Genomic DNA, 21,375 nt, shown 5'->3' on the forward strand with positions numbered 1-21,375 from the left:
GGTCCACCCTAGGACGGCGGTTATCGTGGCGGCATGAGCGGTGCAACCTGGCGTCGCCGCGACGACGGCGCAACCGAGCTGCGGGTCAACGGGGTCTTCGTGATGGACGACGTGGAGACGTCGTCCGAGCGGGAGCTGGCCCGCATCGTGCTCGACCTGGGAGCGGCCGACGTCCTCGTCGGCGGGCTCGGGCTCGGCCACACCCTGCGCGAGCTGCTGGCGTCCGCGGACGTACGCCGGGTCGTCGTCGCCGAGCTGCAGCCCGAGATCGCCGGCTGGATGCGTGACGGGACGCTGCCGGGAGCCGATCTGCTCGCGGACCCCCGCACCGAGCTCGTCCTGGACGACGTACGCGCGGTGGTCGCGGACCAGGCACCCACCACTCTCGACGCGATCGTCCTGGACGTCGACAACGGTCCCGGCTTCCTCGTGCACGACACGAACTCCGGTGTCTACGAGTCGCCCTTCCTGCAGGTCTGCGCCGAGCGGCTGCGCCCGGACGGTCACGTGTGCATCTGGTCGATGGACCGCGCCCCGGCACTGCTGGACACCCTCGGCCGGGTCTTCGAGCAGGTCGATGCGCGAGGCATCCCCGTCCGGCTGCAGGACCGGGACGAGCACTACTGGATCCTCACGGGGTCGCGGCCGCGGGACAGCGCTATCGTGCGGGCATGACCGAATACCGCATCGAGCACGACACCATGGGCGAGGTCCGCGTCCCCGCCGACGCCCTCTGGCGCGCCCAGACCCAGCGAGCCGTCGAGAACTTCCCGATCTCCGGCACCCCCATCGAGTCCGCCCAGATCCGCGCCCTGGCGCAGATCAAGGCCGCCTGCGCGAAGGCCAACGCCGAGCTCGGCATCCTCGACCAGGACATCGCCGACGCGATCATCGCGGCCGCCGACGAGGTCGCGACCGGCGCGCACGACGCGCACTTCCCGATCGACGTCTTCCAGACCGGCTCGGGCACGTCCAGCAACATGAACACCAACGAGGTCATCGCGACCCTCGCGACCAAGGCCCTCGGCAAGGACGTGCACCCCAACGACCACGTCAACGCCTCGCAGTCGTCCAACGACGTCTTCCCGACGTCGATCCACGTCGCCGCGACCGCGTCCGCGACCAACGAGCTGATCCCCGCGCTCGACCACCTCGCGACGTCGCTCGAGGCGAAGGCGACCGAGTTCGCGTCCGTCGTGAAGTCCGGCCGCACCCACCTGATGGACGCCACCCCGGTGACCCTCGGGCAGGAGTTCGGCGGTTACGCCGCGCAGATCCGCCGCGGCATCGAGCGCGTCCAGTCGGCGCTGCCGCACACCGCCGAGGTCCCGCTCGGCGGCACCGCGGTCGGCACGGGCATCAACACCCCGATCGGCTTCCCGCAGCGCGTGATCGAGATCCTCGCCGCCAACACCGGCCTGCCGATCACCGAGGCGGTCGACCACTTCGAGGCGCAGAGCGCCCGCGACGGATTGGTCGAGATGTCCGGCCAGCTGCGCACGATCGCGGTCAGCCTGACCAAGATCTGCAACGACCTGCGCTGGATGGGCTCGGGCCCCCGCACGGGCCTCGGCGAGATCGCGCTGCCCGATCTGCAGCCCGGCTCGAGCATCATGCCCGGCAAGGTCAACCCGGTGCTGCCCGAGGCGACGCTCATGGTCGCCGCGCAGGTCATCGGCAATGACGCCACGATCGCGACCGCGGGAGCGTCGGGCTCGTTCGAGCTCAACGTCATGCTGCCGGTCATCGGCCGCAACATCCTGGAGTCGATGCGCCTGCTCGGCAACGCCTCGCGCGTGCTGGCCGACCGCTGCATCGACGGGATCACGGCCAACGAGGAGCGCTGCCTCGAGCTCGCCGAGTCCTCGCCGTCGGTGGTCACGCCGCTCAACCGTCACATCGGCTACGAGAACGCCGCCAAGATCGCCAAGCAGGCGGTCAAGGAGAAGAAGACGATCCGCCAGGTCGTCATCGAGTCCGGCTACGTCGAGCGCGGCGACATCTCCGAGGCCGACCTCGACCAGGCCCTCGACGTCATGAGCATGACCCACCCCTGACCCCACCCCCAACCCCCAACGCTGAGGGGAGGCTCCCGTCCGCCGACGGGAGCCTCCCGTCCGTTGAGGGGTGGGTTGGGGCGCGCCTCGCCGGACCGCGGGCGCGCCTCAGCGGACGGGAGGCGCGCCTCAGCGTCGTTGGGCGAGCTTGTAGCCGTTGTTGTCGTAGATGAGGTCGTACGTGCCGCCGTGGGCCCTCTCGGCGTACGCCACGACGTCGTCGGGTGAGCCGATGCCCGCGGCCACGTCGAACAGGACGTACTCGGGCTTGACGTCGGCGTCACCGTCGCCGATCGACCCGATCCAGTAGACGGTGTGATCGGTGACCAGGTGGCTCAGCAGACCGATGTCGCCCTCCACCGTCGCCCCCTTCGGCACGAGCGACATCACGAGCCGGGCACTCTGGGCCCGGGGCGGGTCCTCGTACGTCTGGGGGTCGACCAGGACCGCGACCGGCGAGTTGATCATCATGAACCCGCTCACGACGACGCCCCCGAGCGTCGCCCACCGCAGCACCGGCCGCCGCACGATCGCATCGATCATCGCGATGAAGACGATCGGCATCAGCACCAGCGAGTAGTGGTAGTCGGTGCCCCAGTAATAGGGCACGTCGTTGACGAACCGCCCCACCAGCGTCGGCACGACCAGCAGGACCCAGGGCGAGGCGAGGGCCGCGAGCCCGGTGATCGCCACGGTGAGCAGCGCCGTGGCGGCCTTGCGGTCGACCTGGTCGAACAGGGTCGTGAGCATCCCCCGCTCCCCTAGCGTGGAGTGCGTGTACTCCCCCGAGCTGTTGAACGCCGGGATGAGCAGCAGCACCACGGCCGCGGAGAACACCACGCCCCCCACGGCCAGGAGCACGCCCCGGCGACGTTCACCCGCGAGCCAGAGCACCGCGCCGATGACCGCGACGGTCAGGCCGAGGTCCTCCTTGACCAGCAGCAACGGCAGTGACCACCACACGACCCGGTCGTAGCGCCGGTCGACGTACGCGGCGCCGGCCAGCGCGAGGAGGGGTGCGGCGAACGCGACCTCGTGGAAGTTCACCTCCACGGCCGACTGGAGGCCGAAGGAGAATCCGTAGAGGACCCCGATCACCAGGCCGACGGCCGTCCCGATCCGCCGCATCGCCAGCACCGCGATGACGTAGATCGAGATCGCGATGAGCACGACCTGCGCGAGCAGCACGGTCCGCGCGGAGGGGAACATCCGGTAGAACGGTGCGATCAGTGCCGTCACCGGCGAGAAGTGGTCGCCGAAGATGTGGTAGCCGGGCCCCTTGACGTCCGCGACGGGCGCGCTGAGACTCGCATAGCTCTTGATGACCTGCTCGAAGATCGCGTTGTCGTACGAGTTGATCGCGAAGCGGTGGAACCGGATCAGGGTGAGCGCACCGTAGACGACCGCGCACACCAGTGCCAGGGCGGCGGCGAGAGCGCGCTGGACGCGAGTGGCGATCATCACAGAGTCAGGTTCTCACCCGTCTCGGGATCGAACACGTGCACCCGGTGCCGCGGGATGACCACGCTGATCGACATGCCCGGCTCCAGCGTGCTGTCCGCGGCCAGCTCGGCCACGAGGAAGCTCTGGAACAGATCGAACTCCAGCAGGTCCTCGACCTCCTCGAGCAGGTCCTCGACCTCCGGTGCGATCTCGTAGCCGAGGTACGCGAACTGCGATCTGCCCCGCCACTCGACGTCGTCGATCCGGGCGGTGAGCTCGACGCGCTCGGTGACCGCCTGCCCGCCGGGGCCCGTCGCGTCGTGGCAGTGCTCGGGCCGGATGCCCGCGACCACGACACCGCGGTCGCCGATGCGCTCGAGCAGGGCGTCGTCGAGCGCCATCGTGGCCAGCGGCATCACGAGCTCGCGGCCCATGGGGAACGCCGGGACGAGGTTCATCGGCGGCGAGCCGAGGTAGCCCGCGACGAACATGTCGGCTGGACGCTCGTACAGCTCGCGCGGCGTCCCGACCTGGTGGATGAATCCCTGGTGCATCACCGCGACGCGGTCGGCCGTGCTCAGCGCCTCCTCGACGCTGCTGGTGGTGAAGATCGAGGTGCGCCCGCGCTCCTGCTGCCACTGGGTCGTGACCGACCTGACGTGCGTACGCACCCGCTCGGACTGGGCCGAGAACGGCGAGTCGAACAGGTACGCCTGCGCGTCCCGCACCAACGAGCGGCCGAGCGCGACCCGCTGGGCCTGGGCGTCGTCGAGATCGGCGGGCTTGAGCTCGAGCAGGTCGCCGAGGGCGAGGAAGTCGGCGACCTCGTGGATCCGGTCGGAGAGCTCGTCCTTGTCGAAGCCGCGGCGCAGCAGGGACGAGAACGCGAGATTGTCGAAGACGTCGAGGTGCGGGTGCAGCGCGTGGTCCTGGAACACCATCGCGAGATCGCGCCCGCGGGGTCCGACCGTGTTGACGACGGTGTCGCCCACCAGGACGTCCCCCGACGTGTGGTCCTCGAGCCCCGCCAGCGTCCGCAGCAGCAGCGACTTGCCGCCGCCACGGGGCCCCGCGATGGCCAGGGTCGTGCCGTCCGGCACGTGAAGGGAGATGTCGTCCAGCAGCGGACGGCTCCCCGCGCGGCCGGCCGTGGTGAGGTGGCGGACTTCGATCGAGCTCATCGATAGGACCTTCCGAGGAGATGGTTGATCCGGCGCGGGAACAGCAGGAGCAGGACGATCGCGGGCAGCATCCACAGCAGTCCCGCCGCGGCGATCACGGAGCTGGAGTCCGCGACCTGTCCCGTCGCGAGCAGCAGCGTCGCGGGCAGCGGCGCGGTGCGCTCGTCGGGCGACAGCGCCACGCCGAGGACCGCGTCGTTGCAGCCGGCCACGAACACGAGCAGCGCGACCACCGCCAGCCCCGGCAGCAGCGCGGGCGCCGCGAAGTGCCGCAGCACCTGGCGTGGGGTCGCGCCGTCGGCCCGGACCGCGTCCAGCAGCGTCCACGGGACGTCCCGCAGCACCGTGACGCTGAGCCAGATCGCCAGGGGCAGGGTGAGCACGAGCGTCGGCGGCACCAGCGCGAGCCGCGACCCGTAGACGTCGAACGCGTCGAGCAGGTCGGTGTACGCCCCGGCGAGGGCCACGACCGGCATGAGCAGCACCGCGACCACCAAGCCGTACGCGAGGCGCTTGCCCCGCGCGGGCACGCGCACGAAGCCGTACGCCGCGGCGACGGCCAGCGGCATCGCGATGAGGGTGGCGAGCCCGGAGACGAGCAGCGAGGTCAGTGCGGCGTCCTGCAGGATGTCGGATTTGATCGCGCCGTCGAACGCGCGCCACGTGACGTCCTGCGGCCACAACGCCTGCGGCGCGGTCCCCGCTGGTGCGGTCGCGACCGTGAACGTCCACAGCAGCGGGACGACCGTCAGCACCACCAGGACCTCCAGGCCCAGCACGGCCCAGAACGACACGTCCCGGCTCGTGTCGGCGAACATCACGCCCGCCGCGCCCGTCGCCATGAACGCGAGCGAGACGACGATCCACAGCCACAGATCGGGTCTCGCGACCATGAGGATGCCGTAGTTGCCGAGTCCGAACCCGAGCGCGAACGCCACCGCGGACGCGATCAGCCGGGACCTCACCGAGGCGGTCACACGACCCTCCTGACCCGCGTCAGCGGCACGAGCACCGCGGCGAGCACGGCCGCGAACAGCAGCAGGAGCACGGACGTCGCGGCGCCGAGGCCGAGCTCGAAGCGTGAGAACGTCGCATCCCAGACCAGGGCCGGCACCGTGCGCACGTCGGCGCGCGGGTCGTCGACGAGCAGCGGGCCCTCGAGCATGCGCAGGGCGTCGAGCGCGCGATAGGTCGTGGCGACCGCGAGCGCGGGGGCCATCGCGGGCAGCACGACGAGGCGGAAGCGCTGCCACGCCGTGGCCCCGTCCGCGACGGCCGACGCCATCAGCGACGTCGAGACGCGCAGGAGACCCGCCAGCAGGATCACCGCCGTGATGCCGGTGCCCCGCCAGACCTCACCGAGCACGACCGCGACGAGCTGGCCGGTCGCACCGACGTCGTCGAGGTCGAACCAGGCGGCCGCGAACCCGGTGGTCACCGCGTCGCGCCACATCACCGCCGAGACGACGGACAGCATCGTGAACGGCAGCAGCACGAGGACGCGGGTGACGGGCCACAGCAGCGTCAGACGCCGGATCGCGGCGGCGAAGGCCAGGCCGAGCACGAGCTGGAGCAGCACTGCTGCCGCCACGATCGCGAGCGTCGCGGCAACGGCGATCCACCACGAGCGGGTGGTCAGCACGTCGACGTACGTGTCGAGGCCGACGAACGACCGATCGTCCGGGTGGGTCAGCGGCTGGGTGTGCAGCGAGGTCCACACGAGGCGCGCGATCGGCCACACCGTCACCACGAGCAGCACCAGGATCGCGGGCGCGAGCCACCGCCAGCCCCTCATCGCAGCCTGCCCTCGACAACGGCCTCGACCGCGGCCTGCGAGGCGTCGGGGGTCGCGTCCTGCGTCACGTCAGCGGTCGGGGCCCACGTCTCGTCGATTGCCCGGCGGATCTGCGTCCAGGCAGGGGTCGCCGGGACGATCGCGCCGGTCTTGACCGCCGCGCGGGCGACGTCCCCCTGCGGGTAGGCGGCTGCGACCGCCTTGTCGTCGTACGTCGCGAGGCGGCTCGCGCCGTGCTGGGCCTGGGTCATCAGGGTCGTCAGCTGCTTGGGCGAGGTGAGGCACCGGATCGCGTCGTACGACCGGCTCGGCTGCGTGGCGTTCCGGGGGACGGCGAGGCCCACCCCGGCCAGTGGAGCGACGCTGGTGTCGGCGACGGTCGGGTACGCCGCAGCGACCATGTCGGCCGAGACCGATGCCACCGCCGGGTCGGCGATCGCGGACGCGGAGGCGAGCAGGAACCCCCCTCCGGGCGCCGCGAACGCCGACAGGGCGTCCTTGGACGGGCCCGGACCGACCTGGGCCTCGTGGTAGAGCTCGATGGTCGACGCGGCGGCGCGACCGGCGTCCCCGGACAGCGCGACCTCGGTGTCGTCCCGACCCTGGCCCGAGACGATCCGGCCGCCGGCACCGGCCACCAGCGCGTTGACCCACTCCGACAGCCCGCTGCCGTCGCGGTCCTGCACCTGGATGCTCACGCCGAGACGCTGGGCGCCCGCCACGAGGTCGTCCCAGCTGATGGGCTTGCCGGGGTCGAGCCCCGCGCGCTCGGCCACGTTGCCGCGGAACCACAGCACCTGCGGGTCGAGCAGCCAGGGCGCGACCACGAGCCGGTCGTCGTACGTCGCGGCGTCGAGCGCAGGCCGCGCGACGCCCTCGCTCAGCGGGCCGACCAGATCGTCCGGGACGGGCTCGAGGAAGCCGGCGGCGGCGAACTCCGCGGTGAACGACGAGTCCAGGCTCAGCAGGTCGATCGTGTCGTCGCCGGCGCGGAGCCGGCGCACCAGCAGGTCGTGCCGTGCCGTGACGTCGTCGGGCAGCTGCTCGACCTCGATCCGGTACGCGCCCTCGGCCTCGGCGTTGCACGTCGCCGCCAGCGCCGGCGCGTCCACCCGGTCGGGGCCGACGTGCCACGACAGTGTGGGCGCGTCGCCGGCCGGGGCCTCGGACGTACCGCACGACGCCAGGAGACAGGCCGTCATGACGGCAGCGGCGCACTGCGCGAAACGTGTCCCCTGTCCGTTCACGACGCCACTGTGCCACAAAGGGGGGCTCTCCCCCCGGCGTCAGAGCGTCAGGTCCTCCAGCATCTCGGTGACCAGCGCCGCGACCGGCGAGCGCTCGGACCGGGTCAGGGTCACATGGGCGAACAACGGGTGCCCCTTGAGCTTCTCGACGACCGCGACGACGCCGTCGTGGCGGCCGACCCGCAGGTTGTCGCGCTGGGCGACGTCGTGGGTCAGGACGACCTTGGAGTTGGCGCCGATGCGCGACAGCACCGTCAGCAGGACGTTGCGCTCGAGCGACTGGGCCTCGTCCACGATGACGTACGAGTCGTGCAGCGAGCGTCCCCGGATGTGCGTGAGCGGGAGCACCTCGAGCATCCCGCGGTCCAGGATCTCGTCGATGACCGCAGGGGACGTGACCGCGCCGAGCGTGTCGAAGACGGCCTGGCCCCAGGGGCCCATCTTCTCGGACTCGCTGCCGGGCAGGTAGCCGAGCTCCTGGCCCCCCACGGCGTACAGCGGCCGGAAGATCACGACCTTCTTGTGCAGCCCGCGCTCCATCGTCGCCTCGAGGCCTGCGCACAGCGCGAGCGCGGACTTGCCGGTGCCGGCGCGGCCGCCGAGGGACACGATGCCGATGTCGGGGTCAAGCAGGAGGTCCAGCGCGATCCGCTGCTCGGCCGAGCGCCCGTGGATGCCGAACGCATCGCGGTCGCCCCGGACCAGCTGGACCGTCTTGTCCGCGGTGACCCGGCCGAGGCCGCTGCCCTTGTCGGACACCAGGACGAGGCCGGTGTGGCACGGCAGCTCACGCGCCTCGGGGAGGTCAACCGTCCCTGAGTCGTACAGCGTGTCGAGGTCGAGGCTGTCGATCTCGAGCTCACGCATGCCGGTCCAGCCCGAGTCGAGCGCGAGCTCGGCGCGGTACTCCTCGGCGACCAGCCCGACGGCCGAGGCCTTGACCCGCATCGGCAGGTCCTTCGACACGATCGTGACGTCGAGGCCCTCGTTGGCCAGGTTGCGGGCGACGGACAGGATGCGGGTGTCGTTGTCGCCGAGCCGGAAGCCGGACGGCAGCGAGGACGGGTCGGTGTGGTTGAGCTCGACGCGGATCGTGCCGCCCTCGTCGCCGATCGGCAGGGGGACGTCGAGCGTGCCGTGCTCGACCCGCAGGTCGTCGAGGAAGCGCAGGGCGCTGCGCGCGAAGTAGCCGAGCTCGGGATCGTGCCGCTTGCCCTCCAGCTCGGTGATGACGACGACGGGGATGACGACCTCGTGCTCGTGGAAACGGTTGACGGCGCCGGGGTCTGCCAGCAGGACGCTCGTGTCCAGGACGTACGTGCGGCGGGTGGAGCTCGGGCTCTTGCTCGTCGTGCGCGGTGCGGCCACAGCTGTCTCCTCTGGCGGGGCCCGCGCGCGCCTGCGCCGGCCCCTACTCGTGGGTGGGGTATCCGGGCTCAAGCGCGAGCGTCAACACATCTCGAACGCTAGGTCTGCGGGGCACCGATTCGCGGCACGACACGCTGAATCCCACATGACGTCCGCGTTAACGCTGACGAGTCACGCACGGCACGTGACGAGTCACGTACGGACGCTCGCGAGTCACCTACGGGATCCGTACGTGACTCGTCGGCGTCCGTGCGTGACTCGTCGGCGGTCGTGCGTGACTCGTCGGCGGTGGGTCAGGCGCCGAAGCGGCGCTGGCGCAGGGCGTACGAGCGCATGGCCCGCAGGAAGTCGACGTGGCGGAAGGCCGGCCACAGGGCGTCGCAGAAGTAGAACTCCGAGTGGACGCTCTGCCACAGCAGGAAGCCGGACAGCCGCTGCTCCCCCGACGTACGGATCACGAGATCGGGATCGGGCTGCCCCTTGGTGTAGAGGTGCTCGGCGATGTCGTCGACGACCAGCGTCCCGGCGACCTCCTCGAGGGAGCGCCCCTTGGCGGCCTGGTCGAGCAGCAGCGAGCGCATCGCGTCGGTGAGCTCCTGGCGTCCGCCGTAGCCGACGCAGATGTTGACCCGCATGCCCTGCACGCCGACGGTCGACTCGGCCAGATGCTTCATCCGAGCGGCCGACTCGGACGGCAGCAGGTCGAGGTTGCCGATGACGGAGATGGGCCAGCGCTGCTCGGCGGCGAGCCGCTCCATCAGCCCTTCGACGGCCTCGAGGATGCTCGCGAGCTCCTCGGGCGAGCGCTGCAGGTTGTCGGTCGACAGCACCCACAGCGTGACGATCTCGACGCCCAGCTCGTCGCACCACTCGGCGAACTCCGCGATCTTGTTGGCACCCGCCTGGTAGCCGTCCTCGAACCGGCCGCCGGCCGACTTCGCCCAACGCCGGTTGCCGTCGACGATGGCTCCGACGTGGTGCGGGAGCTTGGCCGGATCGAGCTGTTTGGCGAGACGCCGTTCGTAAACGCCGTACGCGAGATCGCTGACTCCCATGATCTGAGGGTAACGCCCACCACATGTGGCACGGTCGCGCGGCGGTCGGCTTCCACCCGTGCAATATTCTTGATGCATGGTCAACATGGAGCACGAGAGCACCGTCCACGAGGCGAGCGACCGGCTCCGTGACACCGTCGACGACATCAAGCCGAAGCTGCGCGGATGGCTCCATGCGGTGACGCTCCCGCTGGCCTTCTTCGCCTTCATCGTGATGCTCGTGATCGCGGACGACATCCGCGTCCGTGCCGGTGTCGCGGTCTTCATGGTGAGCTCGATGATGCTGTTCGGCGTGAGCGCGGTCTACCACCGCGGCACGTGGTCCGATCGGGTCCGCGGCTTCTGGAAGCGCTTCGACCACGCCAACATCTTCTTGCTCATCGCTGGGTCCTACACGCCGTTCTCCCTGCTGCTGCTCAGCCGGCAGCACTGGATCATCATGCTGTCCCTCGTGTGGGGCGGGGCCCTGCTGGGCGTGGTGTTCAAGCTCTTCTGGATCGACGCGCCACGCTGGCTGTACGTCCCGCTGTACCTCCTGCTGGGCTGGGCAGCGGTGCTCTACTTCGACGAGTTCGTGGCGAACTCGTCCACGGCGGTCATGACGATGCTGGTCGGCGGCGGCGTCCTCTACACGCTGGGCGCGATCGTCTACGGCTTCAAGTGGCCCAACCCGTCACCGCGCTACTTCGGCTTCCACGAGGTCTTCCACGCGTTCACGATCGCGGCGTTCATCGTGCACTACATCGGCGTCAGCATGCTGGCGTACCAGCAGCGCTGACCCGTCGCCCCGCCCAGATTTGCGGAGTCCTGCACGGTTTCTTGGGTCAAGAACGTGCAGAAGCCCGCAAATCTGGGACGGTGGTGACGGGGCGCTGGCACACGAAGCCCTGGCACACGTACGCGGCTGCGTCGCCGTCCACGAGTTCTCGCTGCTCGAACAGCGGGATCGCCAGGCCCGGCTCCCCGGCCACGACCACGGCACCCGGCGACGTGAGCCCGAGCGCCGCGCGATGCAGCTCGGCACGCTGCTCCGGTGCACCCACGACCGCGATCTCCAGCGGCCCCGCGACCACCGCCTCGGCGGCGGCGAGCGTCCACCCGGCGAAGCGGGGCAGCTGCGTGCCGATCGGCGCGGCCGCCGCGATGCCCGACTCCGCGGCCTCCCGGTAGCGGTGCTCCCCCGTGGTCGCGGCAAACGCGATCAGGGCGTGCACGGCGGCTGACGTGCCGGACGGGTAGGCGTTGTCCGAGGCGTCCTGCGGTCGTACGACGAGGGTCTCGGCGTCGTCGGCGGTGTCGAAGAACCCGCCCGCCGGGTCCGCGAAGTGGTCGACGACCCGGTCCAGCAGCACGCGGGCACGGTCGAGCCACATCGCGTCGCCGGTCACCCCCAGCACCGAGAGGAACGCCTCGGCGACCGCGCCGTGGTCCTCCAGCACCGCCGCGTTGGCCCCGGCCACGCCGTCGCGGGACGTGCGTCGGAAGCCGTCAGCGAGGTGGACGTCGTGGATCAGCTCGGCCGCGGCGACCGCTGCGGCGGTGAAGTCGGGCTCGTCCAGGAGGACCCCGGCCTCGGCGAGCGCCGAGATCGCCAGCCCGTTCCACGACGCGACGACCTTGTCGTCGCGGGCCGGGCGGGTCCGCTCCGCGCGAGCGGCCACGAGCCGCGCCCGGACGTCCTGCCAGCGCGCGTCGTCGTCGGGGTCCTGCAGCAGCTGCAGCGTCGAGAACCCCCGCTCGAACGTCCCCGCCCCCGTCACGGACAGCAGCTGCGCGGCCCAGGCCCCGTCGGCGGCGCCGAGCGTGCGCATGAGCTGGTTGGGGTTGAAGACGTAGAACGTGCCCTCGTGGCCGTCGCTGTCGGCGTCCAGCGCAGACGCGAACCCGCCCTCGGGCGTACGCAGCTCGTCGAGCAGGAACCGGCCGGTCTCCCGCACGACCCGCTCGGCCAGCGGCGATCCGCTCTCGCGCCACCAGTGCAGGTAGACCCGCATCAGCAGGGCGTTGTCGTAGAGCATCTTCTCGAAGTGCGGCACCCGCCAGTAGCGGTCGACGCTGTAGCGGGCGAAGCCTCCGGTGAGCTGGTCGTACATCCCGCCCCGCGCCATCGCCTCGCACGTGCCGGCCACCATGTCGAGCGCTTGCTGCGACCCGGTGCGGGCGGCGGTGCGCAGCAGGAACTCCAGCACCATCGACGGCGGGAACTTCGGGCTCGCGCCGAACCCGCCCGCCTCCTGGTCGTACGACCCGGCGAGCGTCACGACCGCCTCGTCGAGCTCGTCGGGGCCGAGCGCCCCGCTGCCCTGGTCGACCGACGCCTGCAGGTGCTCCAGCACGTCCCGGCTCACGGTCATCACCTCGTCGCGGCGGTTCTCCCACGCATCCGCGAGGGCCTGCAGCACCTGGCTGAACGCCGGCGCACCCTGCCGCGGCTCGGGCGGGAAGTACGTGCCGGCGAAGAACGGCTCACCGTCGGGAGTCAGGACGCACGTCATCGGCCAGCCGCCGTGACCGGTCATGGCCTGCGTCGCGCGCATGTAGACCGCGTCGATGTCGGGTCGTTCCTCGCGGTCGACCTTGATGTTGACGAAGTGGTCGTTCATGTACGCCGCGGTCGCCGCGTCCTCGAACGACTCGTGCGCCATCACGTGGCACCAGTGGCAGGCCGCGTAGCCGACGCTCAGCAGGATCGGGCGGTCGAGCGTCCGGGCCACCTCGAGCGCCTCAGGGCTCCACTCCCACCAGTCGACCGGGTTGTCCCGGTGCTGCTGGAGGTACGGGCTGGTGGCCTCGGCCAGGCGGTTGGGCATACGACCAGCCTAGGCGCGCGGCCCGACGGTCAGCTGCGGTCGTGCGGGGTGGTGCGCTTGACGCCCGGGTCGGCGTCCTCGTCGTCCCAGGTCTCCAGCGCCTTCCTGCTGTGCTGCAGGAAGGACCGCGCGAGGATCGCGACGGCGATGCAGAGCAGGACCACGATCCCCAAGGCGACCCATCCGGGCTTGACGTCGTTCGGGTCGAGCTGCTTGTCGTCGACCTTCGCCGCGAGATCGGCCAGGAACACGTAGGAACGCATGCCTCCATCCTACGCGCCCGACCGAGCCTGCCTCTCGTACGTCCTCGGGGGCGTCCCCACGACTGCGGTGAACGCCCGGGTCAGGTGCGACTGGTCGGCGAAGCCGAGATCGACCGCCAGCGCGGCCCAGTCGGTGGGTCCTGCGTGGGCCGCCGCCGCGGCGTCGAGCAGCCTGAATCGCTGGACGACCCACTTGGGCCCGATGCCGAGGTACGCCGTGAACTGGCGCTGCAGTGTCCGCAGGCTCACGCCTGCCAGGTCCGCGAGCCGGTCGGCGCGCGTGATCGAGCGATCCACCTCCGCCCTGCGGACCAGGGCGTTGAGCTCGTCCGCGAGGGGATCGGGCTGCGCGCCGCAGGCGTCGAGGTGGGACTCGAGCGTTGCGGCCATCTCCTCGTCGCTCGCACCGGACCCGAGCAGGTCGGCGGCGACCGCGGAGTCGTCCGGACCGACCACGTCGCCGAGCGGCACGACCCTCCCGGCGACGACACCGAGATCCGCGCCGAGCACTGCTCTGAAGCTTGCAGGCCGGAACGTGGCACCGATGACGTGCCCGGTTCCTTCGAGCGTGCGCACGAACGGCTCCCGCGTGATGCCGTTGACCAGCAGCCGCGGCACGCCCTGCCAGGTCTCGGCGGTCACGTGCACGCACGGCTGCGGGATGACCTGCTGGTCGTACGGCTCAGGGCATTCCCACCGGGCGATCCAGACGTACTCCACGAGGCGTGCCCACCGTTGCGACGGCGCGACCCGGGCCACGCTGAAGTGCTGCGCGGCGGCGGTCGGGCGCAGGATCGCGGCCTCTCCCCGCCCGTGCGGATCGGTCATGACACCAGTGTCGCGTTTGTCCAAGCCTGGGCACAGCCCTCGTCCGTAGCGTCGAGGGCATGACCAGACAGCACACCACCACCGCCAGGTTCACCGTCACGGGATGGGACGAGCAGGTCGTCGTCGACATCGACGGCGACGGCAAGCAGCTCCCCCAGCGAGGGTTCACCCGAGCCGACGTCACCTATGCGTACTCCGGCGCCATCGAGGGCACCGGGACGCTGACCTACCTCATCTCGTACCGACCGGGAGCGGCCCCTGTCGTCGGCTTCGAGCACTTCACCGGCTCGATCGACGGCCACGACGGGTCCCTGGTCCTGCAGCACGTGGGCGAGCACGACGCCGAGGCCGTGCGGGCGACCCTGCACGTGCTCGAGGGCCTGGGCACGGGCGGCCTCGAGGGGCTGCGGGGCGAGGCCACCGTCGAGCTCGCGGGACACAGCGACGACGGCTACGAGATCTCGTTGGCGTACGACCTGTAGCCGTCAGTCGGGTGGCTCGATCCCGTCCAGATCCGCGTCCGGCGGCCGTCCCGGCCGGGACACCGTCAGCACGGCCTCGACCACCGCCTCCTCGGACTCGAGCCGGCGCTCGAGCGCGCGCAGCCGGTCCGCCACGACGGACTCGCTGTCGTCGCCCACCAGGTCGACGCTCGCGACGAGGTAGACCCGGTGCGGGCCGACGAACTCGACGTGCAGGTAGCCAACACTGGAGACCTCCGGCATCGAGACGATGCGTCGGCGGACCAGGTCGTCGATCTCCGGCGGCACCGCCATGCCGACCAGGAACCTGCGGTTGCGGTCGATCAGCACCCACGCGATCACCCCGAGCAGCACGCCGACCAGGATCGAGCCGATCGCGTCGAAGACCGGCGAGCCGGTCGCCTGGTGCAGCCCGATGCCGGTCGCGGCGATGACGATGCCGATCAGCGCCGCCGAGTCCTCCGCGAACACCGCGCGCAGCGTCGGGTCCGACGTCGACAGCGCGGTCTGCAGCACCGTCTGGTCGGCGGCAGCAGCGCCCCGGTGCACCTGGCGGTACGCCTGCAGGAACGACGTCCCCTCCAGCACGAACGAGACGCCCAGCACGACGTACGCGATCGTGAAGCTGTCGTTGCCCTCCTCTGCCCCGAGCTCCTGGATGCCGTGGACGATCGAGACGGCCGCTCCGGCGACGAACAGCCCGACGGCTGCGAACATCGACCAGACGTACGCCTCGCGGCCGTAGCCGTGCGGGTGGGTGTGGTCGGCGTGCCGGCGGGAGCGCCGATCGGCGATCACCAGGAAGACCTCGTTGCCGGTGTCGGCCCACGAGTGGGCCGACTCCGCGACCATCGACGCGGAGCCGGTCAGCACCGCCGCCGTCGTCTTGGCCAGCGCCACGAGGACGTTGGCCGTGAACGCGACGACGACGGTGATGTTCACATCGTCAGCGCAATCCTGCGAAGAGGTCGGTCTCGGGGATCGACGTCTCGACCTTGGAGTCCACGAGCTGATAGTCCTCGCTCGGCCAGGCCTCGGCCTGGATCTCGTGCGGCACCGCGAAGAACCAGCCGTCCGGGTCGATCTGCGTCGCGTGGGCGAGCAGGGCCGCGTCCCGGACCGGGAAGTACTCGGCGCACTCGACGCGTGTCGTGAGGCGGGCCTCGTCCTCGGGCTTGCGCTCCCAGTCCTTGAACCGCTCGGCGTAGGGGTTCTCCAGCCCGTGCGCCTCCATCGCCTTCGCGATCGCCTCCATGCGCTCCCAGCTCCAGCCGAGGTGGTAGTAGAGCTTGGAGACCTGCCACGGCTCGCCGGCGTCGGGATAGCGCGTCGGATCGGCCGCAGCCTCGTACGCCTCGACGCTGATCTTGTGGCACATGATGTGGTCTGGGTGGGGGTAGCCGCCGTTCTCGTCGTACGTCGTCAGGACGTGCGGCTTGAACGAGCGGATCAGCCGGACGAGCGGCTCGGCGGCCTCCTCGACCGACTTCAGGCCGAAGCAGCCCTCGGGCAGCGGGGGCTTCGGATCGCCCTCGGGCCAGCCGGAGTCGACGAAGCCGAGCCAGTCCTGGGTGATGCCGAGGATCGACCGCGCCCGGTCCATCTCCTCGCGGCGGATCAATGTGATGAGCTCGGGGTTGTCCTCGATGCCGGGGTGCTTGAACTGCGGGTTGAGGATCGAGCCGCGCTCGCCGCCGGTGCAGGTCACCACATGGACGTCGACCCCCTCCGCGACGTACTTCGCGGTGGACGCCGCCCCCTTGCTCGACTCGTCGTCGGGATGGGCGTGCACGTGCATGAGGCGGAGCTTCTCGGCCACGGTTCTCCTTCAGAGGGCGTTCACAAATCCTTGCACCTGCGGCAACAACGTACGCGGGGTGGGTGTTCCTGACGCACCGGCCCGTGCGCACCGTGGTTGGGTCGGTTTGAGACAATGGCAGGCGTGACCGACCTCAGCTCTCGCTACGCGACCACCAAGCGCCCACGCTGGTTCTGGCCGGCAGTCGCAGCCGTCGGCATCACGATCGGCGTCGCGTTCGCGGCCTGGGTCGGCTTCCAGAAGGACCCCGTGACCGCGCGCCTCTGGGCGTACGACGTCGTCAACGACTCCTCCGTCGTGGTGACGCTCGACGTGGTCCGGCCCGATCCCGTCGCGGTGCAGTGCACGGTCTACGCGCAGGCCGAGGACCACTCGATCGTCGGTGAGAAGACCATCGACCTGCCCGCCTCCGACAAGGAGGAGATGCGGGTGACCGCGGAGATCGAGACCGAGCGGCCGGCCGTCAACGGCGTCCTGAGAACGTGTGTGATTCGTTGATTGAGTGCTAGCCTTGCAAGTTCACCCCAGGCGATGGCCTGGGGTGCAGCACGTAAAGGAGCACTCGCATGACTCAGCCGACAGAGACCGACACCATCTGGGTGACCCAGGAGGCGTACGAGCGTCTGCAGCAGGAGCTCGCGCACCTGAAGGGTGACGTCTGGACAGACATCACCAACAAGATCGCCGCTGCGCGTGACGAGGGCGACCTCAAGGAGAACGGCGGCTACCACGCCGCCCGCGAGGAGCAGGGCAAGACCAAGGCCCGCATCGACCAGCTCGAGAGCATGCTGCGCCGTGCCGAGGTCGGCGACAAGCCGGCCGACGACGGACTCGTCGAGGCCGGGATGATCGTCACGATCCGCTTCGACGGCGACTCCGACACCGAGCAGTTCCTGCTGGGATCGCGCGAGCTGCTCAGCATGGACTCCAGCGTCGACATCGACGTCTACTCCCCCACCTCGCCGCTCGGTGCCGCGATCGCGGGCAAGTCCGTCGGTGACACCGTCACCTACGAGACCCCCAACGGCAAGAGCCTCTCGGTGGAGATCGTCGCCGCGAAGCCCTTCTGACCCGACTCGGCCCCTACGGGGCCGGGTCAGAGCAGCTGGTAGCCCAGGTCGACCATCCGGGCACGCACCTCGTCGCGGTGCTGCGGACCGCGCGTGGCGACCTGGATGTCGACGTCGACCTGGCGTACGCCCAGCAGCTCGGACGACCGGTCGTGGTTGACGGTCATCACGTTGACCTGCATGAGCGCGAGATCGCTGAGCAACCGCATCAGCTCACCCGGCCGGTCACCGATCCGCACGCGCATCGTGAGGAACCGGCCGGCCGCCGCGAGGCCGTGCCGGATGACGTCCAGCAGCACCAGGGCATCGATGTTGCCGCCCGAGAGCACCGCCACGACCGGGCCCTCGAACGCCTCGGGCCGCTCGAGCAGCGCGGCGACGGCGGCGGCTCCTGCGGGCTCCACCAGCATCTTGGCCCGCTCGAGCAGCGAGATCAGGGCGCCGCTGAGTGACTCCTCACTGACCGTGATGACCTCGTCGAGCAGCGAGTGCAGGATCTCGAACGGGATGTCGCCGGGCTGTGCCACCGCGATGCCGTCGGCCATCGTGACTCCCATGTCGGAGGCGAGCGGCTGACCTGCGGCGATCGAGGCCGGGTACGCCGCGGCGTCCTCGGCCTGCACACCGATGATCCGCAGGTCGGGGCGCTCGGTGCGCAGCAGCGCGATGCCCGCCGCGAGCCCTCCGCCGCCGAGCGGAACGAGGATCGTGCGGACGTCGGGGCACTGCTCCAGGATCTCCAGGCCGACCGTCCCCTGGCCCGCGATGATGTCCTCGTGGTCGAACGGATGGATCAGCACCGCCCCGGTCGTCTCGGCGAAGGCCCGCGCCGGCACGAGCGCCTCGGTCACGCCGGTGCCGTGGAACTGGATGTCGGCCCCGTAGCTCTGCGTCGCGGCGACCTTGGGCAGCGCCGCCCCGACCGGCATGAAGATCGTGGACTTGATGCCCAGCAGCGAGGCCGCGAGCGCAACGCCCTGCGCGTGGTTGCCGGCGCTGGCGGCCACGACGCCGCGCGCCCGCTCCTCCGGGGTGAGCCGGGACATGCGCACGTACGCACCGCGAATCTTGAACGAGCCGGTGCGCTGCAGGTTCTCGGCCTTGAGGAACACGTCCTGTCCCGTGCGTGAGCTCAGCCATCGCGAGTGCGCCATCGGCGTCGTCTCGGTGACTGACTCCAGGAGCTCGCGGGCTCGTCGCACGTCGCTCAGGTCCACGCCATCAACCTATCTCGTCGGGTTCAGCAGACCCGTTATGGTTGCATCATGCAATCAGGTCCGCACTCGGCCGAGGAGGCGCTCGTCCGCCTCATGATGGTCGCCGGACGACGCTTCCGGGCCCGGTCCGCGGGCGTCATCGACCCCTCCCAGGCGTCTCTTCTCTACACGCTCAGGTGCAACGGGGCGATGCGCCTCGGCGACATCGCCGAGGCGATGAAGCTCGACGCCTCCACGGTCAGCCGTCACGTCCAGCAGCTCGGGGACCACGGCCTGATCGACCGCGAGCCCGATCCGGAGGACGGACGAGCCCGCCTCATCGCGCTGTCCGACGCCGGCGCGGCAAGCCTCGCCAGGACGTTCGACGAGCGGCTCGCATTCCTCAGCGAGGCCTTCGAGGGCTGGTCGGACGCCGACCGGACGCACCTGCGCGACGACCTGGTCAGACTCACGGCAGCCCTCGGCGACACCGCCTGAGGTGGCGCTCAGGGGCGGGCGCGGGCAGGGAGCTTGTCCACGACCAGGTCGTACGAGTCCTCGATCAGCTCCGCGAGCAGCCCCTCGGGCAGGCTCCGGTCGAGCTGCACGGTGATCCAGTGCTTCTTGTTCATGTGGTAGCCGCGCTCGATCGACGCGTACGTCTGGACGAGCCCGGTCACGTCGGCGGGCTCGGCCTTGAGGTTGATGCTGGCGGGACCCGCGACCCCTGTCAGCGCGAAGATCTTGCCGCCGACCTTGTAGACCGCGGTGTCCTCGCCGAAGGGGAACGTGAGCACGGCTCCGGGCAGGGCCGCGCAGAACGCGTGGACGTCCGTCATCGTCCGGCCGACTCTGGGGGCTCAAGCGGGACGTCGGGCTCGGGCTCGTCCTGGTACTCCTTCGCACTGGCGACGAGGTGGTGCACGATCCCGTTCAGACATGCCGCGAGAGGCACCGCGATCAGCGCGCCCACGACGCCTGCGACCGTGACGCCTGCCCCGATGGCCAGGATGATCGCGAGCGGGTGGACCGCGACGAGCCGGCCCATCAGGAAGGGCTGCAGGACGTGCGACTCGAGCTGCTGCACGGCGATGACGACCAGGAGCATGAACAACGCGGTCAGCGGACCCTGCGAGACGAGGGCGACGAGCACCGCGACCATGCCCGACAGCAGGGCACCGATGATCGGGATGAACGCACCGAGGAACACCAGCACACCGATGGCCAGGGTGAGGGGGACGCCGAGGAGCCAGGCGCCCAGGGCGATGCCCACGGCGTCCGTGAAGGCGACGAGCACCGTTGCCCGGACGAAGGCGGTCAGCGACGTCCACGCTGTGTGGCCCGAGGAATCCACCTTGTCGCGGGCGGCGCGCGGGAAGAGCGCCACGACCCACGACCAGATGCGCTTGCCGTCGTAGAGGAAGAAGAACGAGGCGAACAGGGCGATGAAGAATCCCGCGACGAGGTGCGTCACGGTCGACCCGACCTCGCCGGCCTGGGTGAGGATCGAGGTGTCGCTCGAGGAGATCGACTCCTTGGCTCTGTCGACCCAGCCCTTGAGCTGGCTGTCCGTCAGGTGCAGGGGGCCGGTCTCGGCCCACCGCTGGACCTCGGAGATGCCGTCGACCACGTTGGCGCGCAGCTGGGTCGCCTGGGTCGAGAGCTGCTGCCCGACGAGGGTGAGCATGCCGAAGAAGGCCACGAGCATGAAGATCACGACGATGAAGGTCGAGAGCAGGCGCGGCAGCCCTCGGTCCTGCAGCCAGTTGACCGCGCCGGCGGTCAGGGCGGTCCCCAGTAAGGCGATCGCGATCGGGACCGAGATCTCCGAGAAGTAGCGCAGCAGCCAGATGACGGCGAGCCCCGCGCCTCCGATGACCAGCAGGCGCCACGCCCACTGGGTGGCAATCTCCACCCCGATGGGGACCTGATATCTCTCGCTCACACCCTCACCATCCTCCTGCGTCACACTATCCGCCACGGGGCCGAGGTCCCGGCATCCACGGGCCGGGAACACAGCGGCGCCCCTTCGGCGTTGCACACGTCGTGGAGCACGCCTTCGTAGACTCCACGTGAGAGGTGGAACCATGATCTTTGGTCGCAGCAAGTCAGAGCTCCCGACGCCCGACGCCGCCCTGCCGGGCCGCGAGGGCCGACAGTTCCAGGTCGGCGGCACGCACCTGGTCCTCGGCACCCCCGTCGAGACGCAGGTCCCCGAGGGCTACGAGTCGGCCGTGTTCGGCCTCGGCTGCTTCTGGGGCGAGGAGAAGACGTTCTGGGAGATCCCGGGCGTCTGGTCGACGTCGGTCGGATATGCCGGAGGGCAGACCCCCAACCCGACGTACGAGGAGGTCTGCACGGGCCGCACCGGGCACGCCGAGGTCGTCCGGGTCATCTGGGACCCCGCGAAGCTCAGCTTCGAGAAGCTGCTGCAGGTGTTCTGGGAGAACCACGACCCGACGCAGGGCATGCGTCAGGGCAATGACCGCGGCACGCAGTACCGCTCGGTCATCCTGACCACGACCCCCGAGCAGCAGCAGGAGGCCGAGGAGTCGCGCGAGCGCTACCAGAAGCGCATGACCGAGGCCGGCTACGGCGAGATCACGACCTCGATCCAGCCGCTCGAGCGCTACTACTACGCCGAGGACGACCACCAGCAGTACCTCGTCAAGAACCCGTTCGGCTACTGCCCGCTGCACGCCACGGGCGTCTCGTACGCCTAGGGGCGACGCACGGGGCCGGGTGGCCTGAGAGTCTGTCA

General features: G+C 70.4%; 23 protein-coding genes. 8 read left to right on the forward strand and 15 right to left on the reverse strand.

Going from position 1 to position 21,375, the window contains the following annotated elements; translation table 11 throughout:
- Positions 1-33 precede the first annotated feature (33 nt).
- Together GEV26_RS13280 and GEV26_RS13285 are read left to right on the forward strand one after the other, a co-directional pair.
- On the forward strand, positions 34-675 hold the full coding sequence (locus tag GEV26_RS13280) for a spermidine synthase (RefSeq protein WP_153653771.1): 642 nt from the start codon (positions 34-36) through the stop codon (positions 673-675).
- A complete protein-coding gene (locus GEV26_RS13285) occupies positions 672-2,057 on the forward strand; it encodes a class II fumarate hydratase (RefSeq protein ID WP_153653773.1) in 1,386 nt (461 codons plus the stop codon). Before GEV26_RS13280 ends, GEV26_RS13285 begins: the two co-directional genes overlap by 4 nt.
- Positions 2,058-2,186: 129 nt before the next feature.
- Here the strand turns inward: GEV26_RS13285 and GEV26_RS13290 are convergent, their stop codons facing one another.
- The 7 genes from GEV26_RS13290 to GEV26_RS13320 form a co-directional block, all read right to left on the reverse strand.
- Positions 2,187-3,518 (reverse strand): DUF2079 domain-containing protein, encoded by a 1,332-nt coding sequence (locus GEV26_RS13290; protein ID WP_243839055.1) that lies wholly within the window; start codon positions 3,516-3,518, stop codon positions 2,187-2,189.
- Positions 3,518-4,681, reverse strand: a complete 1,164-nt coding sequence (locus GEV26_RS13295) for an ABC transporter ATP-binding protein (RefSeq protein ID WP_153653777.1) — start codon at positions 4,679-4,681, stop codon at positions 3,518-3,520. The genes GEV26_RS13290 and GEV26_RS13295 overlap by 1 nt, the downstream gene beginning before the upstream one ends.
- On the reverse strand, positions 4,678-5,658 hold the full coding sequence (locus tag GEV26_RS13300; RefSeq protein WP_153653779.1) for a carbohydrate ABC transporter permease: 981 nt from the start codon (positions 5,656-5,658) through the stop codon (positions 4,678-4,680). The genes GEV26_RS13295 and GEV26_RS13300 overlap by 4 nt, the downstream gene beginning before the upstream one ends.
- Positions 5,655-6,476 carry a carbohydrate ABC transporter permease gene (locus GEV26_RS13305; protein ID WP_153653781.1) on the reverse strand — a complete coding sequence of 274 codons (822 nt, stop codon included), beginning with the start codon at positions 6,474-6,476 and terminating at the stop codon, positions 5,655-5,657. The genes GEV26_RS13300 and GEV26_RS13305 overlap by 4 nt, the downstream gene beginning before the upstream one ends.
- Positions 6,473-7,678: an extracellular solute-binding protein gene (locus GEV26_RS13310; protein ID WP_153653782.1), complete on the reverse strand. Its 1,206-nt coding sequence runs from the start codon at positions 7,676-7,678 to the stop codon at positions 6,473-6,475. Before GEV26_RS13310 ends, GEV26_RS13305 begins: the two co-directional genes overlap by 4 nt.
- Before the next feature lie 84 nt (positions 7,679-7,762).
- Positions 7,763-9,091 carry an RNA 5'-3' helicase PhoH2 gene (locus GEV26_RS13315; protein WP_153653784.1) on the reverse strand — a complete coding sequence of 443 codons (1,329 nt, stop codon included), beginning with the start codon at positions 9,089-9,091 and terminating at the stop codon, positions 7,763-7,765.
- A gap of 293 nt (positions 9,092-9,384) precedes the next feature.
- Entirely contained in the window at positions 9,385-10,146 is a 762-nt protein-coding gene (locus GEV26_RS13320; RefSeq protein WP_153653786.1) for an isoprenyl transferase, read from the reverse strand.
- 76 nt (positions 10,147-10,222) lie between these two features.
- Between GEV26_RS13320 and trhA the strand changes: the two genes are divergently transcribed.
- Positions 10,223-10,924 carry a PAQR family membrane homeostasis protein TrhA gene (gene trhA / locus GEV26_RS13325; protein WP_153653788.1) on the forward strand — a complete coding sequence of 234 codons (702 nt, stop codon included), beginning with the start codon at positions 10,223-10,225 and terminating at the stop codon, positions 10,922-10,924.
- 46 nt (positions 10,925-10,970) lie between these two features.
- Here the strand turns inward: trhA and GEV26_RS13330 are convergent, their stop codons facing one another.
- Genes GEV26_RS13330 through GEV26_RS13340 form a run of 3 tightly spaced genes read right to left on the reverse strand, consistent with a single transcriptional unit; the run spans position 10,971 to position 14,047 of the window.
- A complete protein-coding gene (locus tag GEV26_RS13330; RefSeq protein ID WP_153653789.1) occupies positions 10,971-12,956 on the reverse strand; it encodes a thioredoxin domain-containing protein in 1,986 nt (661 codons plus the stop codon).
- Between the two features lie 29 nt (positions 12,957-12,985).
- A complete protein-coding gene (locus GEV26_RS13335; RefSeq protein WP_153653791.1) occupies positions 12,986-13,219 on the reverse strand; it encodes a hypothetical protein in 234 nt (77 codons plus the stop codon).
- A gap of 9 nt (positions 13,220-13,228) precedes the next feature.
- Complete coding sequence (locus tag GEV26_RS13340; RefSeq protein WP_153653793.1) at positions 13,229-14,047, reverse strand: helix-turn-helix domain-containing protein; 819 nt, start codon at positions 14,045-14,047, stop codon at positions 13,229-13,231.
- 59 nt (positions 14,048-14,106) lie between these two features.
- On the opposite strand from GEV26_RS13340, the gene GEV26_RS13345 reads away from it, so the two are divergent.
- Positions 14,107-14,529, forward strand: a complete 423-nt coding sequence (locus GEV26_RS13345) for a DUF3224 domain-containing protein (protein ID WP_153653795.1) — start codon at positions 14,107-14,109, stop codon at positions 14,527-14,529.
- A 3-nt stretch (positions 14,530-14,532) separates the two neighbouring features.
- On the opposite strand, the gene GEV26_RS13350 is transcribed toward GEV26_RS13345, so the two are convergent.
- Together GEV26_RS13350 and mca are read right to left on the reverse strand one after the other, a co-directional pair.
- The gene (locus GEV26_RS13350; protein WP_208430967.1) at positions 14,533-15,471 is read right to left on the reverse strand and encodes a cation diffusion facilitator family transporter; all 939 of its coding nucleotides are present in this window, start codon (positions 15,469-15,471) and stop codon (positions 14,533-14,535) included.
- A 4-nt stretch (positions 15,472-15,475) separates the two neighbouring features.
- Positions 15,476-16,348 carry a mycothiol conjugate amidase Mca gene (gene mca / locus GEV26_RS13355; RefSeq protein ID WP_153653799.1) on the reverse strand — a complete coding sequence of 291 codons (873 nt, stop codon included), beginning with the start codon at positions 16,346-16,348 and terminating at the stop codon, positions 15,476-15,478.
- Positions 16,349-16,471: 123 nt separating this feature from the next.
- Here mca and GEV26_RS13360 point away from each other — a divergent pair, with 123 nt between their 5' ends.
- Together GEV26_RS13360 and greA are read left to right on the forward strand one after the other, a co-directional pair.
- The gene (locus tag GEV26_RS13360; RefSeq protein ID WP_194839860.1) at positions 16,472-16,846 is read left to right on the forward strand and encodes a DUF4307 domain-containing protein; all 375 of its coding nucleotides are present in this window, start codon (positions 16,472-16,474) and stop codon (positions 16,844-16,846) included.
- Between the two features lie 68 nt (positions 16,847-16,914).
- Positions 16,915-17,418, forward strand: coding sequence for a transcription elongation factor GreA (greA, locus tag GEV26_RS13365; RefSeq protein ID WP_153653802.1), 504 nt, complete (start codon positions 16,915-16,917; stop codon positions 17,416-17,418).
- 26 nt (positions 17,419-17,444) lie between these two features.
- On the opposite strand, the gene ilvA is transcribed toward greA, so the two are convergent.
- Positions 17,445-18,635, reverse strand: coding sequence for a threonine ammonia-lyase (ilvA, locus tag GEV26_RS13370; RefSeq protein WP_153653804.1), 1,191 nt, complete (start codon positions 18,633-18,635; stop codon positions 17,445-17,447).
- A 48-nt stretch (positions 18,636-18,683) separates the two neighbouring features.
- Here ilvA and GEV26_RS13375 point away from each other — a divergent pair, with 48 nt between their 5' ends.
- Positions 18,684-19,112 carry a MarR family winged helix-turn-helix transcriptional regulator gene (locus GEV26_RS13375; protein WP_153653806.1) on the forward strand — a complete coding sequence of 143 codons (429 nt, stop codon included), beginning with the start codon at positions 18,684-18,686 and terminating at the stop codon, positions 19,110-19,112.
- 8 nt (positions 19,113-19,120) lie between these two features.
- Here GEV26_RS13375 and GEV26_RS13380 read toward each other — a convergent pair whose 3' ends face one another.
- The gene (locus tag GEV26_RS13380) at positions 19,121-19,453 is read right to left on the reverse strand and encodes an MmcQ/YjbR family DNA-binding protein (protein WP_153653808.1); all 333 of its coding nucleotides are present in this window, start codon (positions 19,451-19,453) and stop codon (positions 19,121-19,123) included.
- Positions 19,450-20,559, reverse strand: coding sequence for an AI-2E family transporter (locus GEV26_RS13385; protein ID WP_153653810.1), 1,110 nt, complete (start codon positions 20,557-20,559; stop codon positions 19,450-19,452). Before GEV26_RS13385 ends, GEV26_RS13380 begins: the two co-directional genes overlap by 4 nt.
- Before the next feature lie 142 nt (positions 20,560-20,701).
- On the opposite strand from GEV26_RS13385, the gene msrA reads away from it, so the two are divergent.
- Positions 20,702-21,337 carry a peptide-methionine (S)-S-oxide reductase MsrA gene (msrA, locus tag GEV26_RS13390; protein ID WP_153653812.1) on the forward strand — a complete coding sequence of 212 codons (636 nt, stop codon included), beginning with the start codon at positions 20,702-20,704 and terminating at the stop codon, positions 21,335-21,337.
- Positions 21,338-21,375 lie beyond the last annotated feature (38 nt).

It is taken from the genome of Aeromicrobium yanjiei (genome assembly GCF_009649075.1).
In the GTDB taxonomy this organism is placed as follows: domain Bacteria; phylum Actinomycetota; class Actinomycetes; order Propionibacteriales; family Nocardioidaceae; genus Aeromicrobium; species Aeromicrobium yanjiei.

What these genes read in the sequence shown, in the direction of transcription:
- GEV26_RS13305 (WP_153653781.1), bottom strand. Translation starts at nt 6,476, where the DNA reads ATGAGGGGCTGGCGGTGGCTCGCGCCCGCGATCCTGGTGCTGCTCGTG.
- GEV26_RS13285 (WP_153653773.1), top strand. Translation starts at nt 672, where the DNA reads ATGACCGAATACCGCATCGAGCACGACACCATGGGCGAGGTCCGCGTC.
- msrA (WP_153653812.1), top strand. Translation starts at nt 20,702, where the DNA reads ATGATCTTTGGTCGCAGCAAGTCAGAGCTCCCGACGCCCGACGCCGCC.
- trhA (WP_153653788.1), top strand. Translation starts at nt 10,223, where the DNA reads ATGGTCAACATGGAGCACGAGAGCACCGTCCACGAGGCGAGCGACCGG.
- greA (WP_153653802.1), top strand. Translation starts at nt 16,915, where the DNA reads ATGACTCAGCCGACAGAGACCGACACCATCTGGGTGACCCAGGAGGCG.
- GEV26_RS13330 (WP_153653789.1), bottom strand. Translation starts at nt 12,956, where the DNA reads ATGCCCAACCGCCTGGCCGAGGCCACCAGCCCGTACCTCCAGCAGCAC.
- GEV26_RS13345 (WP_153653795.1), top strand. Translation starts at nt 14,107, where the DNA reads ATGACCAGACAGCACACCACCACCGCCAGGTTCACCGTCACGGGATGG.
- GEV26_RS13340 (WP_153653793.1), bottom strand. Translation starts at nt 14,047, where the DNA reads ATGACCGATCCGCACGGGCGGGGAGAGGCCGCGATCCTGCGCCCGACC.
- GEV26_RS13335 (WP_153653791.1), bottom strand. Translation starts at nt 13,219, where the DNA reads ATGCGTTCCTACGTGTTCCTGGCCGATCTCGCGGCGAAGGTCGACGAC.
- GEV26_RS13280 (WP_153653771.1), top strand. Translation starts at nt 34, where the DNA reads ATGAGCGGTGCAACCTGGCGTCGCCGCGACGACGGCGCAACCGAGCTG.
- GEV26_RS13310 (WP_153653782.1), bottom strand. Translation starts at nt 7,678, where the DNA reads ATGACGGCCTGTCTCCTGGCGTCGTGCGGTACGTCCGAGGCCCCGGCC.
- GEV26_RS13290 (WP_243839055.1), bottom strand. Translation starts at nt 3,518, where the DNA reads ATGATCGCCACTCGCGTCCAGCGCGCTCTCGCCGCCGCCCTGGCACTG.
- GEV26_RS13380 (WP_153653808.1), bottom strand. Translation starts at nt 19,453, where the DNA reads ATGACGGACGTCCACGCGTTCTGCGCGGCCCTGCCCGGAGCCGTGCTC.
- GEV26_RS13320 (WP_153653786.1), bottom strand. Translation starts at nt 10,146, where the DNA reads ATGGGAGTCAGCGATCTCGCGTACGGCGTTTACGAACGGCGTCTCGCC.
- GEV26_RS13295 (WP_153653777.1), bottom strand. Translation starts at nt 4,681, where the DNA reads ATGAGCTCGATCGAAGTCCGCCACCTCACCACGGCCGGCCGCGCGGGG.
- GEV26_RS13375 (WP_153653806.1), top strand. Translation starts at nt 18,684, where the DNA reads ATGCAATCAGGTCCGCACTCGGCCGAGGAGGCGCTCGTCCGCCTCATG.